This is a genomic window from Nocardioides sp. CF8, assembly GCF_000389985.1.
GTDB classification, from domain to species: Bacteria; Actinomycetota; Actinomycetes; order Propionibacteriales; family Nocardioidaceae; genus Nocardioides; species Nocardioides allogilvus.
Genome location: NZ_CM001852.1, coordinates 3,769,330 through 3,782,402, shown reverse-complemented (window position 1 = coordinate 3,782,402; position 13,073 = coordinate 3,769,330). Strand labels below are relative to the sequence as shown.

General features: G+C 71.3%; 13 protein-coding genes and 1 pseudogene. 4 read left to right on the top strand and 10 right to left on the bottom strand.

Annotated features, from left to right (window positions below):
• Positions 1–54: 54 nt before the first annotated feature.
• A complete protein-coding gene (locus CF8_RS18430) occupies positions 55–735 on the top strand; it encodes a hypothetical protein (RefSeq protein WP_010834611.1) in 681 nt (226 codons plus the stop codon).
• Between the two features lie 7 nt (positions 736–742).
• Here CF8_RS18430 and CF8_RS18425 read toward each other — a convergent pair whose 3' ends face one another.
• Both CF8_RS18425 and CF8_RS18420 read right to left on the bottom strand, forming a co-directional pair.
• Positions 743–1,318, bottom strand: a complete 576-nt coding sequence (locus CF8_RS18425) for a hypothetical protein (RefSeq protein ID WP_010834610.1) — start codon at positions 1,316–1,318, stop codon at positions 743–745.
• 53 nt (positions 1,319–1,371) lie between these two features.
• Positions 1,372–1,908, bottom strand: a complete 537-nt coding sequence (locus CF8_RS18420) for a GNAT family N-acetyltransferase (protein WP_010834609.1) — start codon at positions 1,906–1,908, stop codon at positions 1,372–1,374.
• An 83-nt stretch (positions 1,909–1,991) separates the two neighbouring features.
• On the opposite strand from CF8_RS18420, the gene serC reads away from it, so the two are divergent.
• Positions 1,992–3,113 carry a phosphoserine transaminase gene (serC, locus tag CF8_RS18415; protein WP_010834608.1) on the top strand — a complete coding sequence of 374 codons (1,122 nt, stop codon included), beginning with the start codon at positions 1,992–1,994 and terminating at the stop codon, positions 3,111–3,113.
• Here serC and CF8_RS18410 read toward each other — a convergent pair.
• The 5 genes from CF8_RS18410 to CF8_RS18390 all read right to left on the bottom strand — a co-directional run bounded on the left by CF8_RS18410 (position 3,110) and on the right by CF8_RS18390 (position 8,671).
• Positions 3,110–4,111 carry a DNA topoisomerase IB gene (locus tag CF8_RS18410; RefSeq protein WP_010834607.1) on the bottom strand — a complete coding sequence of 334 codons (1,002 nt, stop codon included), beginning with the start codon at positions 4,109–4,111 and terminating at the stop codon, positions 3,110–3,112. The two genes, serC and CF8_RS18410, sit on opposite strands and share 4 nt — an antisense overlap.
• 55 nt (positions 4,112–4,166) lie before the next feature.
• Entirely contained in the window at positions 4,167–5,192 is a 1,026-nt protein-coding gene (locus CF8_RS21220; protein ID WP_051204266.1) for a hypothetical protein, read from the bottom strand.
• On the bottom strand, positions 5,185–6,417 hold the full coding sequence (locus CF8_RS18400; RefSeq protein ID WP_010834605.1) for a class I SAM-dependent methyltransferase: 1,233 nt from the start codon (positions 6,415–6,417) through the stop codon (positions 5,185–5,187). Before CF8_RS18400 ends, CF8_RS21220 begins: the two co-directional genes overlap by 8 nt.
• 101 nt (positions 6,418–6,518) lie before the next feature.
• Positions 6,519–7,790 carry a hydroxyacid-oxoacid transhydrogenase gene (locus tag CF8_RS18395; protein ID WP_010834604.1) on the bottom strand — a complete coding sequence of 424 codons (1,272 nt, stop codon included), beginning with the start codon at positions 7,788–7,790 and terminating at the stop codon, positions 6,519–6,521.
• The gene (locus CF8_RS18390) at positions 7,787–8,671 is read right to left on the bottom strand and encodes an NUDIX hydrolase (protein ID WP_036491430.1); all 885 of its coding nucleotides are present in this window, start codon (positions 8,669–8,671) and stop codon (positions 7,787–7,789) included. Before CF8_RS18390 ends, CF8_RS18395 begins: the two co-directional genes overlap by 4 nt.
• A gap of 48 nt (positions 8,672–8,719) precedes the next feature.
• On the opposite strand from CF8_RS18390, the gene CF8_RS18385 reads away from it, so the two are divergent.
• A complete protein-coding gene (locus CF8_RS18385; protein WP_010834602.1) occupies positions 8,720–9,937 on the top strand; it encodes an acyltransferase family protein in 1,218 nt (405 codons plus the stop codon).
• Between the two features lie 142 nt (positions 9,938–10,079).
• On the opposite strand, the pseudogene CF8_RS23705 reads toward CF8_RS18385, so the two are convergent.
• From CF8_RS23705 to CF8_RS18370, 3 genes and pseudogenes are all read right to left on the bottom strand, one after another.
• Positions 10,080–10,517 (bottom strand): annotated as a pseudogene (locus CF8_RS23705) (lysophospholipid acyltransferase family protein); the annotation flags it as partial.
• 51 nt (positions 10,518–10,568) lie between these two features.
• Entirely contained in the window at positions 10,569–11,813 is a 1,245-nt protein-coding gene (locus tag CF8_RS18375) for a geranylgeranyl reductase family protein (RefSeq protein ID WP_010834601.1), read from the bottom strand.
• Between the two features lie 44 nt (positions 11,814–11,857).
• On the bottom strand, positions 11,858–12,220 hold the full coding sequence (locus CF8_RS18370; RefSeq protein WP_010834600.1) for a peroxiredoxin-like protein: 363 nt from the start codon (positions 12,218–12,220) through the stop codon (positions 11,858–11,860).
• Positions 12,221–12,325: 105 nt separating this feature from the next.
• On the opposite strand from CF8_RS18370, the gene CF8_RS18365 reads away from it, so the two are divergent.
• Positions 12,326–13,012, top strand: a complete 687-nt coding sequence (locus CF8_RS18365) for a winged helix-turn-helix transcriptional regulator (RefSeq protein WP_010834599.1) — start codon at positions 12,326–12,328, stop codon at positions 13,010–13,012.
• Positions 13,013–13,073 lie beyond the last annotated feature (61 nt).

Genomic DNA, 13,073 nt, shown 5'->3' with positions numbered 1-13,073 from the left:
ATCAGCCGGTGGATACTTCGCTCAACTCCACGAGAACATCAAAGGTGAGATCCCATGGCCGGTGCGCTCAGCAATGCAAAGCAGGTCGTCGAGGACTCCCTCGTCGCGTCCCTCAGGGCCACGGCCGGCAGCGTCGTGCAGACCGCCGTCAAGGGCACGATCTTCGGCGCCGTCCTGACCCTGGTCGTCGGCACGATGGTCTACCTCCTGTCCGACTCGTGGCTGCGCGTCCTCCTGATGGCCGTGCTGATCACCATCGCGACCACGGTCGCCTCCGTCTACCTCGGGATCTACCGCGCCGCCGGCGCGGCGATCGTCGCCGCCAACGACGAGGCCAACCTCGCCTCGCACGCGCTCGAGGGCGTGCTCGACGTGGCCCGCGCGGGCGACCGCGTCACCGGTGGCATCGGCGGCAACGCCCTGGACGCCGCCTCCAGCCGCGTGATCGGCGCCGCCAAGCTGCTCGGCAAGGAGCGCTCCGGCGTCCTCGGCTTCGTCAGCGCGTTCGCCAAGAAGCAGGTCTACAAGCGCGTCGGCTCCATCGCTGCCGTTGAGCTCGCCGCAACCTCGGGCAACGACGTCGACTGGGACGCCACCAGCGACCGGCTCGAGAACAGGATCGACGGCATGGTCACCAACCAGGTCATGGCTGCGCTCAACCGCGGCGCACTGGTCGTCGCCGTGCCGATCGTCGTCGGCGCGCTCGTGCTCGGCCTGGTCGTCGGGCTTCTGTAGCCGGTCCTCAGCCGGCGACGGCTGCGCGCTCGACGTACCAGCTCGTCAGGGCCTTGGCCCCGGCCTTGCTCAGCGAGATGTGCATGTGGTCGCGGTGGCGCAGGGTGGGCGAGCAGGTCTTGCGGGAGCGGCAGCCGGAGCTGAGGTAGCGCTTCGGCTCGAAGCCGTCCCACGCGGCGTACATCCTGTCGTCCCAGATGACGTACATGATGCCCATCCGCCGCGCGAGCGCGTCGGTGTCGCCGAGCTCGTCGTCGGCGAAGACCTCGGTGATGAAGGCCTCCGCGGTGGCCTCGTCATCGAGGTCGGTCGCGTCCAGGGTCCAGTCGAAGGCCCGACCGTCCTTGTGCTCGGACTGCCCGCCGCTGCGACAGTCGCGCAGCGTGCCGCCGTAGGCGCCGCCGCGGGCCGCCAGCCACTGGCCGAGCGCGACCGTGCCCGGCTTGTCCTTGCGCGCGCACGCCTTCTGCGGCTGGTAGCTCGCATAGCCGTCCACCGGCATCACGTAGTTGGCATCCGCGCGCACGGTCGTCAGGCAGGCCACGAGCGCAGCCGTCACCAGCACCACCAGTCCCTTGCGCACGAGGACGAGGTTAGGCGTGCGGATGGGACTGTGGGGACGAAAGGGGCAAAAAACTACTCGTGGTGCGGCGTGTCGGCTGGACACGCCGACACGTCCAGCACCTTGCCGAGGCAGCGGCTCAGGGGTTCGCAGCGGTAGAACCCGAAGCCGGGGATCGCCGAGTAGCCCGAGGACTCGTAGAGCGCGATCGCCTCCGGCTGCTTGGAGCCGGTCTCCAGCACCATCGCCGCCACGCCCGCCTGCTGCGCGGTGTCCTCCAGGTGGGCGAGCATCCGGCGGGCCAGCCCGAGGCCACGGGCGGCGGGAGCGACGTACATCCGCTTGATCTCGGCCGTGTTCGTCGTGCCACCCAGCTCGACGTCGGTACGGCGACGCCACGCCCCCGACACGACCGGCCGGCCCTCGAGGTGGCCGACGAAGAAGGCGCCGTGCGGCGCCACGAACTCGGCGTGGTCGATCGGGGACTCGTCGCGACCGCCGTAGCGCAGAACATAAACCTCTTGCACCTCCTCGATCAACGCCTGGGCGTCCGGATCACCGATCGGGACCTGACGCAGGTCGAGTCCGCCTGAGACGCTGAGAGGACGCATGCTGGCATCGTATGAGAGGCTGGCGCCGCTGACAGCGTCGTCAGGATTTCCTCTCCTCAGCCCCTTCAGGAAAGGCACCACCGGTGACCGACGCCATCACGATCCCCGCCGATCTTCTGCCCGCCGACGGCCGCTTCGGCGCCGGGCCCTCGAAGATCCAGACCAGCCACCTCGACGCGCTCGCCGCGACCGGTTCGTCCCTCATGGGCACCTCGCACCGCCAGGCCCCCGTGAAGAACACCGTCGGCCGGGTCCGCGAGGGCCTCGCCGAGCTGTTCAGCCTGCCCGAGGGCTACGAGGTCGTCCTCGGCAACGGTGGCGCGACCGCCTTCTGGGACATCGCCACCTTCGGCCTGATCCGCGAGAAGAGCCAGCACCTCACCTTCGGTGAGTTCTCCTCCAAGTTCGCCAAGGCCGCGGCCGACGCGCCGTGGCTGGCCGACCCGAGCGTGATCAAGAGCGAGCCCGGCTCGCGGCCCGACCCGGTCGCCGAGGAGGGCGTGGACGTCTACGCCTGGGCCCACAACGAGACCTCCACCGCCGTCATGGCGCCCTGCTTGCGTCCTGCCGGTGCGGCCGACGACGCGCTGGTCCTGGTCGACGCCACCTCCGGCGCCGGCGGCCTGCCCGTCGACCTCACCCAGGTCGACACCTACTACTTCGCGCCGCAGAAGTGCTTCGCCTCCGACGGCGGCCTGTGGATCGCGCTGATGTCGCCCAAGGCGCTGGCCCGCGCCGAGGAGATCGCCGGCACCGACCGCCACATCCCGGCGTTCTTCGACCTGCCGACCGCGATCGACAACTCCTCGAAGAACCAGACCTACAACACCCCGTCGGTCGCGACGCTCTTCCTGATGGCCGAGCAGCTCGACTGGATGAACGCCCAGGGCGGGCTCGCCGGCATGGTCGAGCGCACCACTGCCTCGAGCGACGCGCTCTACGGCTGGGCCGAGAAGACGGCCTACACGACGCCGTACGTCGAGGACCCGAGCATGCGCTCCCTGGTGATCGGCACCATCGACTTCGACGACGCGATCGACGCCGCCGAGATCGCCAAGGTGCTGCGCGCCAACGGCATCGTCGACACCGAGCCCTACCGCAAGCTCGGCCGCAACCAGCTGCGGATCGCGATGTACCCCGCGGTCGACCCCTCCGACGTCGAGAAGCTCACCGCGGCCATCGACCACGTCGTCGGCCAGCTCTAGCTCTCCCGCAACAACCGCAACGTCGCACGCTCCAGCGCGGCCTGCCGCTCGTCAGAGGTCCTGAACGAGCGACGGGCCGCGTTGGTGATCGTGCGGCCGGACTCGTAGGCCTCGATGACCCGCGGGTCGACGTACGCCGACCTGGCCAGGGCGGGAGTGTTGCCGAGGAACTCCGCGACCTCCTTCATCGCGCCTGACTCGGCGCGCTTGCGCGACGCCTTGGTCTCGCCCGGCTCGTCGGTCTCGGCGAGCGCCAGCGCGGCGAGCACGCTGGCGTGCCAGGTCCGGAAGTCCTTCGCCGTGGCCTCCATCCCCGTCGCGTCCCGGACATAGTCGTTGACCTGCGCCGGGTCCAGGCTGCGCCACGTCCTGCCGTCGCGCCAGGCCAGCAGCTCGTCGCCGCCCCGACGCCGGCGCATCACGTCGAGTGCGGCGATGGTCGGCGCATCGTCGATCTCGATGCTGTGTTCGACCCCCGACTTGCCGACGAAGCAGAAGGTGAGCGAGCCGTCTCGCAGCCTCGCGTGCTCCTGGCGCAGCGTGGTCAGGCCGAAGCTGCCGTTGGTCTCGGTGTAGGAGTCGCTGCCGATGCGGAAGCAGCCGAGGTCGAGGAGGCGTACGGCGATGGCGCACGCCCGCTCGAGCGGCATGCCGTCCCGGCGCAGGTCCGCCAGCACCCGCTCGCGGGTCCGGGGCAGTGCCTTGCCGAAGTCGATCAGCCGCTCGAACTTCGCCGCGTCCCGGCTGGTGCGCCAGTCCGGGTGGTAGAGGTACTGCCGGCGCCCGGCGTCGTCGGTGCCGACGGCCTGCAGGTGCCCGTTGGCGTGGGGCGTGATCCAGACGTCCGTCCACGCGGGCGGGATGACGAGGTCGACGCAGCGCTGCCGGTCCTCGCCGGTCAGCGTCGTGCCGTGCTCGTCGAGGTAGGTGAAGCCCTTCCCCGCCCGCCGGCGCGACCAGCCCTTCTGGTCCGGGGAGGTACGGCGCAGGCGGGGCATGCTCGCACGCTAGCCGCGCGCCGCGCTCCGTCGCCTCACCCGCGGGGCGGCAGGCTCAGCGCGGCCTGAGCGCGCGCACCAGCACGACCAGCACACCGAGACCGAGCAGACCGCTCACGACCCACCACCACACGCTGCGGTCGCCGGCAGCCTCCGTCAGGTCGTCCACCGCCCTGGCTCCACCCTCGGGCTCGGGGGCGGGCGTCGCGGAGGGCGAGGTCGAGGACGAGGCCAGGGGCGACGGCGTGGGGCCGGCCGTGGCCGAGAGCACCGAGCGGATCGACGCCGGCAGCGGCACGCGCAGCACGGGTGCCTGCTGGCCCTCGCTGCTGAGCAGGACGGCCCGTGTCGAGGCAACCGCGATCCCCTCCCCCTGCTGCTGGCTGGGCAGGTCGAAGGCGCCGACCTGCTCGAGCGCGGGGAAGGAGTAGACGACGGCGTTGGTGTAGGTCCGCAGGACCAGGTGCTCGCCGTCGGGGAAGAACGCGCCGTCGGTGACGATGCCGGCGGTCTCCCCCACCAGTCCCAGCATGTTGGGGGCGTCGTCAGCCAGCTCGGGAGGCGCGGCATAGAGCTCGCCGCCGAAGAAGCCCTTCGTGGCGACGTACAACCGACCGGTGACGGGGTGCACGAGCAGCGCCTCGGCATCACGCTGGCCGTCGGGATAGACGAGGTCGATGGTCTCCTCGTCGACGGTCCGCTCGCCGTCGCCGACCGGCACGCGGGTGACCTCGATCGAGTCGCGCGACGCGGTGTTGTCACCGATGTCGGCGACCCACACGTGACCGGGGCCCGCGGGGGCGAGCGCCTCGACGTCGTCGGGGCCGTCGGCCCAGTAGGTGACGCCGACCGTCTCGCCCGTCGCGACGTCGACGGTGAACACGCGGCCGGTGTCGCCGGAGTCGTTGATCGTGTGGGCGCGGTCATCCTCGAGGACCAGCCCGCTGGACTCGACGATCTCGGAGTCGAGGAAGCGGAAGACCTCCTCGCCGTCGCGGTCCGCGCCCGCGGCGGTGAGCCCGACGACGAACGGCGCGAGGACGGCGAGGGCGCCGAGCCCGCGCAGCACGCGCTCAGCCACGGTCCAGCTCCACCAGGTCGGCGAGCTTCGGGGTCACTCCCCACGTGGCCACGAGGTCGTCGTAGTCCTCGCCCACGTCCGCGGGCGCGCGCTCACCGACCCTGGTGGCGCGCAGCAGCGTGTTGCGGGGCGTGTGCGCGCTCTCGACGAACTCGACCACGTCCACGCGGTAGCCGGCCAGTCGCAGGATCGAGGCGCGCAGCGCGTCGGTGAGCGTGTCGGCGAAGCGCTCACGCAGGATGCCGTGCCGGGTGAGCAGGGCGTACGGCGCCGGCGTGGTCGCCTTGCGGAGCTGGGCCGCGATGTCGTGGTGGCAGCAGGGGGCGGCGAGCACCAGCCCGGCTCCCCACCCGATCGCGCGAGCCAGCGCGTCGTCGGTCGCGGTGTCGCAGGCGTGCAGCGCGAGCACCACGTCGGGCGGTTGCGGGAGGTCGGCCTCGCCGATCGTGCCGACGACGAAGTCGGCGTCGATGCCGAGGGTGGCAGCCACCCCGGTGTTGTGGTCGGCCGACTGCTGCTTGACGTCGACGCCGGTGACGCGCACCGGCAGCTCGCGCACGTGGCTGAGGTAGCGCTGCGCGGCGAAGGTGAGGTAGGCGTTGCCGCAGCCCAGGTCGACGACCCGCAGCGGCTCGTCCTCGGTCGGGCGGCGGAGGTGGCCCTTGGCGAGGGCATCGGTGATCGAGCTGTCGAGCAGCCGGAGGAACTCCTCGACCTGGCGGTACTTCGCCTGCCGCGTGGGCTTGATCCGCCCCTGTGCGTCCGAGATGCCGAGGGCGACCAGCACCGGGTCGTCCTCGGCCAGGAGCCGCTGCTTGTCGCGGTCGTGGCCGCGCTCGGCGGTGAGCGCCTCGGCGCGGTCCTGGGTGTGCACGATCGCCTCGAGCTTCTTGGTGACCCGCAGCTGGTGGGTCCGCTCCGTCGTGTCGACGTGCCAGTTGCCGAAGGGCTCGGCGAGGAGGGCGGCCACCGCCGCCTCGGCCTCGCTGCCGACGGCGAAGTTCGCGGTGTGGGCCTGCGTGTCGTCGTACGACACGACCTGCAGGTGGCGCCCGGTCTTCAGGTCGACGTGGCGGAGCTCGACGCGGCGGACGTCACGGTCCGCGACGTGCGGGAGCCGCTGGCCCTTCTGGCGACCGGAGGCGACGGCGCGGACCAGGCCCTCGGGGTCGAGCAGCAGGGCGCGGACCCGGTCCAGCGCTTCGGAGAGGGGCAGGGCCGCCATCAGAACAGGGCGGCGACGATGACGATCAGGATGAGTGCTCCCAACGCGACCGGGATGACAAGACGGCGGTGGCGGGGGTTCACCTGCTCAGTCTACTGGCGCTACCAGTGCTCCATGGACGCGCGGAAGACGCCGGCCAGGTCCTCGCCAGTCACCGCGCGCGGCGCGGTCGCCAGCAGCCGCTGCTGCTTGAGCGCGCCCTCGACCAGGTCGTCGACGTCGCTGTCGAGATAGCCGACCTCGGCCAGCCCGTTGGGGATGGCGATGTCACGCATCAGCGAGCGAAGCACCGACGGCAGGGCATCAGGTCCGGTGCCTGACCCGCCGAGCAGCGAGGCGGCCCTCAGGTGCCGCTCGGGCGCGGCGTCGAAGGTGAGCGCGAAGGCCGCGGGTGCCGTCAGGGAGACGGCCATGCCGTGCGGCACGATCGGCTCGTCCTGCGGGTAGCCCTCGGGTCGGTAGTCCCGCACCCGCCCGGCGATCGGGTAGGCGTTGGCGTGCGGGATGTGCACGCCGGCGTTGCCGAAGCCGAGCCCCGCGAAGGTCGCCGCGAGCGCCATCTGCTCCCTGGCCTCGACCGACGAGCCGTCGCGTACGGCGGTGCGGAAGGCGCCGGCCAGCAGCGAGAGCGACTTCTCGGCCCACATGTCCGCGATCGGGTTGGCGCCGCAGTAGGGCACCCGCTCCTCGGGGCGCTTGGCGTCGAAGTCGGCGAACCAGCGCGCGGTGTAGCTCTCCAGCGCGTGGCACAGGATGTCCATGCCGCAGCTCGCGGTCACCATCGCCGGCTGGCTCATCGTCAGGGCCGGATCGACGACGGCGAGCGTCGGTCGCAGGCGGGCGTGGCTGATGCCGGTCTTGACCTTGAGCGCGAGCACGTCGAGCACGCAGATCGTCGTCGACTCCGACCCCGTGCCGGTGGTCGTCGGCACTGCGACCAGCGGGAGCAGCGGCTCGGTCGGCGCCCGGCCGGCACCCACAGGCGCGTTGAGGTAGTCGAACAGCTCGCCCTCGTTGGTCACCAGCAGGTTGACCGCCTTCGCGGTGTCGATCGCAGAGCCCCCGCCGACGGCCACGATCGCGGCCCAGGGCCCACCGTCGCGGGCGAAGGCGATCGCCTCCTCGAGCGACTCGTCGGTGGGCTCGACCCGGGCCCGGTCGAAGACGGTGACGTCGAGACCACGCTCGCCGATCTGCTGCGCGATCCGCGCCGGGTGCCCGGTCGCCGCCACGCCCGGATCCGTCACGAGCAGCACCCGCGGTCGGGCGCTCGACGACCCGATGAGCTGGTGGAGGTCGTGACCGATCTCGGCCGAGGCGCCGGTGCCGAACTTCAGTCCGGGGGCGGCGTAGGTGAACACGGTCTCGGTCATGAGAGCTCCAAGGAATGGCGGACGAGGTCGAGCACGCGCACGGACCCGGACTCGATGTCCGCGATCTCCACCCAGGCCACGGCATCGGTGGTGCCACCGACCTCCACGACGCGCGGTTCGGCGTCGGCGAGCACCGTGGCGGCGAAGATCAGGTGGACGCCGTGGAAGTCCTCGACACGGCCGCTCGGCGCCGTACCGGAGAAATGCGTGTCGTGCACGTCGAGGAGCGGGCCGACCTCACAGTCGACCCCGCACTCCTCGGCGACCTCGCGGGCCAGCGCGTCAGCGGGTCGCTCGCCGTGGTCGACCCCGCCGCCCGGCAGCGTCCAGAAGCCGGTGTGGTGGGCGCGCCCCGACAGCCGCGTGAGCAGCACCGCCGACCCGCGGCGCACCAGCGCATAGGCGGCGATCCGCTGCAGCTGGAAGGGTGAGTGGTCGGCCAGCGCCTCCCCCACCATCGCCACCACGGGCAGCGACCCGTCGGCCACCCGGGAGAGCGGGTGCCAGGCGGCCTCGACGGTCGAGCCGCCGATCTCGATGACACGCGGCTCCGGCGCGTCCGAGGGCACCCACGCGTCGTAGACGATCCGCAGTGCGTGGAAGTCGGTCATCACGCCGTCGCGCGAGGCTCGCGGCAGGTGGGCGGAATAGACGTGGGCGGTGTCACCGATCGTCGCGTCGAGGCCGGTCTCCTCGACGATCTCGCGCAGCAGCGCGTCGCGCGGGTCCTCGCCGTGGTCGAGGCCGCCGCCCGGGAGCGTCCACAGCTCGGTGCGGCTGACGCGCGGCGCGAGCCGGCACAGGAGCACCTCGGGCTCGGTGGTGACGCGCATGATCACGGCATAGGCCGCCACGCGCTGTCGTCTCGGCAGGGAACCCATGGGACCTAACCTGCCATGGCCCCCCAGCGTTGTCGTAGCGTGACACTCGTGGCGGCAACACAGCGAGACCCTTGGCTCGACAACACCAAGATGGCGCTGGTGACCCTCGTCGTGATCGGGCACTCCTGGGGACTGCTGCCCGACACCCACTTCAGCAACTGGGCCTACGACTTCCTCTACTTCTGGCACATCCCGGCGTTCGTCTTCATCAGCGGCTACCTCTCGAAGTCGTTCGAATGGACGCCGCGGCACTTCAAGGGCCTGCTCTACGTCCTGGTCATCCCCTACCTCGTCTTCGAGCCGGCGCTGTACTACTACCGCGTCAGCCTCGGCGAGAGCGAGCCCGGGCTGCTCTACCTCCAGCCGCACTGGACGATGTGGTATCTCCCCGTCCTGTTCTTCTGGCGGTTGATGACGCCGGTCCTCAAGCGGCACTGGCTCTTCCTGCCCGCGGCGGTGGTGGTGAGCCTCGCCGGCGGACTGTGGACGCTCGACTGGTTCATGCTCCCGCGGATCCTCGGCCTGCTGCCGTTCTTCGTGCTCGGCCTGCACCTCAAGCCCCGACACCTCGCTCGCCTCGACGACCCCTGGGTGAAGGTCGCCGCGGTCGGTGCGCTCGTGCTCATTGCGGTGCTGTCCCGAGACCTCGACGACTGGGCCCGCACCGCCTTCCTCTGGTACGACGCCGGCTACGAGGACCTGGACATGCAGGTCGCGACCGCCGCTCAGACACGGCTCTCGGTGATGGCCGTCGGGCTGATCGGCGCCTTCTCGGTGATGGCGCTGGTGCCGCGCCGCGGCGGGTGGTTCACCGCGATGGGTGCGGCCACCATGAACGTCTACCTGCTGCACGGCTTCGTGATCAAGACGGTCAAGGCACAGGGCTTCACCCAGTGGAGCGGGGACCACCCGTACGCCGCACTCGCGGTCACCACGATCGGCGCCGTGCTCCTGGGGCTGGCGCTGGCGAGCCCCTGGTCACGGCGCTACCTGTCGTGGCTGGTCAACCCTCTCGGCACGTGGGAGAAGCATCGCAAGCGGGCTGGTCGGGACGACCACACACCTCCGGCCCCCACGACGGCCGCACCGCCGAGCGCGGCACCGAGTCCAGTTCCCTTGCCTCGTGCCGGGTCGGCGCCGCTCCTCCCAGGTGAAACGGATACCACGGCGCATGCTCCCCCGGCCGTGGGCGGTGGTACGGACGACCCTGGATTTCCTCGAGCAGCTCCGTCAGGCGAACGCCGAGGTCCCGAGTCGACTCGGTGAGGTCCGCGTCGGGCGCCACCGGCATCGGCTCGCCGAACGTGACGTCGACACGTCGACCCCGGGTGAAGTCCGGCCTGGGCTCGCGGCCGGTGTGGTCGAGCCGCCCGACGCTGTAGATCCGCTGGCTGCCCCAGATCGCCACCGGGACCACCGGCACCCCGCTCTCGCGGGCGAGGCTCGCCACGCCACGCATCAGGGCACGCACGGTGTAGGAGTAGGAGATGCCGGCCTCGGGGAAGGCGCAGACGGCCTCGCCCTCGCGCAGCAGCCGTCGGGCCTTGAGGTACGCCGCCGCGGGCGCCTCGCGATCGACCGGGATGTGCTGCATCCGATCCATCGGGGCGGCCAGCAGCCGCTGGTGCCAGATGTCGTGCCGGGTCATGAAGCGCACGTAGCGCCGGCGCATGACCGCGGCCTTCTCGATGAAGATGAAGTCGGGATAGGAGACGTGGGTGGCGGCCATCAGCACCGGCCCGGTCGTCGGCAGGTGCTCGAGCCCGGTGGCCCGGACGTCGACGTCGAGTCCCCTGAGGGCCAGTCGTCCCAGCGCGTTCGCGGTGCGATACCAGCCGTCGGTCATGTCATGCCTTCGTAGTCGCCCCCGCGATGGATCGGTCGGAGCCCCATCGGACTACGCGAAGGGCGGGCGGGCGTCGCGCGCGATCGAGCGTCGACCGGCCCAACGCCATACCCGCGCAGCGCGGTCGCGGTCGGCCTCGTCGACGAGGTTGCCCATCCAGCGCAGGGCCAGGGTCATCAGCCAGTCGGAGCGCATCCCGGCCGGGCCGAGGGCAGCCACGACCTGCGGCATCGTCGCGACACCTGCCAGCCGCCGGGCGATGGAGAAGGCCTCGCCGTAGTGCTCGCGCAGGACCTGCGGCCACGTCGTCCCGAGGTCCGCACCGTCCGCCATCAGCTCGGCGACGAGCCGTCCGGTCTCGAGGCCGTAGTCGATGCCCTCGCCGTTGAGCGGGTTCACACAGGCCGCCGCGTCGCCGATCAGCGCCCAGTTGGCACCGGCGACCCCGGAGACCGCGCCGCCCATCGGCAGCAGCGCCGACGTCGGCGCCCGCAGGTCGCCGGAGAGCTGGAACTCCTCGCGGCGCTGCTCGGCGTAGAAGCCCATCAACGGCTTGATGGCGATGTTGGCGGGACGCTTCAGCGTCGCGAGGGTGCCGACACCGAGGTTCACCTCGCCCGTGCCGAGGGGGAAGATCCAGCCGTAGCCGCTGAGCAGCTCGCCGTCCTCCCCGCGCAGCTCGAGGTGGGAGCTGATCCACGGGTCGTCGGACATGGCCGACTCGATGTAGGAGCGACCGGCCACCCCGTAGACCGTGTCGCGGTGCCACTCGCGGCCCAGCAGCTTGCCCAGCGGCGACCGGACGCCGTCGGCGACGACGAGGCGCCGGCACTCGATCTCGAAGGTGTCCTCGCCCGACCTGAACGTCACGGCGGCGACGCGGTCGCCATCCATGCGTACGGCGACGGCACGCGCGCCGTCGAGGGCCAGCGCGCCGCTCTTGATGGCGACCGTGCGGATGTGGTCGTCGAGCTCGGTGCGGGCCACGGCGGATCCCCACGCCGGCAGGTCGCTGTCGGGCAGCGCCGGCCAGGGCAGCAGCAGCGTCTGGCCGAAGCCGTGCGCGCGCAGCCCGAGGTTGACCGTGTGTGCCTGCAGCCACTCGGTCAGGCCGAGCTTGCCCAGCTCCGCGATCGCGCGAGGCGTCAGCCCGTCGCCACACGTCTTGTCGCGCGGGAAGACGGCCGCATCGACCAGGACGGTGTCGAGGCCGGCCCTCGCACTCCACGCCGCGGCAGCAGAGCCGGCCGGGCCGGCGCCGACGACGAGGACGTCGGTCGAGGTGGGTGTCGTCACACCGGGATTCTCTCAGCCGGCACCCACCCCCGGTGAATCCGGGTTCAGTAGCTGAACGTGGTCGCCCCCTCGTCGCCGATCCACTCCCACATGGGGATGGTGCCGCCCTTGCTCGCGCCGTCGACCAGGTCGCCGTCCGTGAGGCCCTTCGCGTCCACGCAGATCGGGCACACGAGATAGGTGCCGCCCGCCGCGACGTACCGCTCCATCAGGCTCTCCAGCGTCGGACAGCCCGTGCACGCGGTCGCCGTGGCGACCCCAGCGAACGCGAGCCGGACCGCCTCCTTGGCCAGGAACATCAGTGTCGGGCGCCCCGACTCGGCCGCGCCGACCGCGACCAGGAACGCCACGGTGACCTTCTCCGCGTCCTCCAGCCCGGTGGTCAGTGAGATGACTGCTTTGCCCATCGCTTCCTCCTGTGAGTGGTGAGGAACCCATTGGAGGCCCGGGGCTCTTCCCTCCGCACTTCACGTTCTGTAGCGACGGCGCCGATGCAGGCCTACCGTCGGAGGATGCCGACCTACGGTCAGTTCTGCCCGGTGGCCAAGACCTCCGAGCTGTTGTGCGAGCGGTGGATGCCGTTGGTCCTGCGCGAGCTGATGTGCGGCAGCGCCCGCTTCGGCGAGATCCAGCGCGGGGTGCCGCTCATCTCCCCCGGCCTGCTCACCAAGCGGTTGCGCCAGCTCGTCCTCGCCGGAGTCGCGGAGCGTACGGCGACCGGCCGCGACATCACCTACACCCTCACGCCCGCCGGCTGGGAGCTCTACCCGATCATCGAGGCGATGGGGGTCTGGGGCCAGCGCTGGGCACGCAGCCGCTACGGCGTCGACGAGCTCGACCCGTCACTGCTGATGTGGGACATGCGCCGCATGCTCGTCCCGGCCGGCCTGGCCGAGCGGCCGACCGTCGTCGAGTTCCGGATCCGCGGCGGTCCCCCACGCAAGACGCGCTACTGGCTGGTGGTCGAGAAGACCGCGATCGACCTGTGCCTGGTCGACCCGCAGCGCGACGTCGACCTGTGTGTCGAGGCGGAGCTCAGGGCGCTGACCGAGGTCTGGATGGGTGATCGCACCATGGCCGAGGCCGTGGCCGACGGGACGATCTCCTTGCTCGGCCCGCCCGAGCTGGCCAGCCGCTTCCCGGTGTGGCTGGGCTGCCACCCGCTCCTCGGCGGTGTGCCCAGCGCCGTACCCACCTGAGCGTTCCGAACGTTTGTGCTGTCTCCAGCGCGGCAATGTCAATCGGTCGAAGCAATTTGGG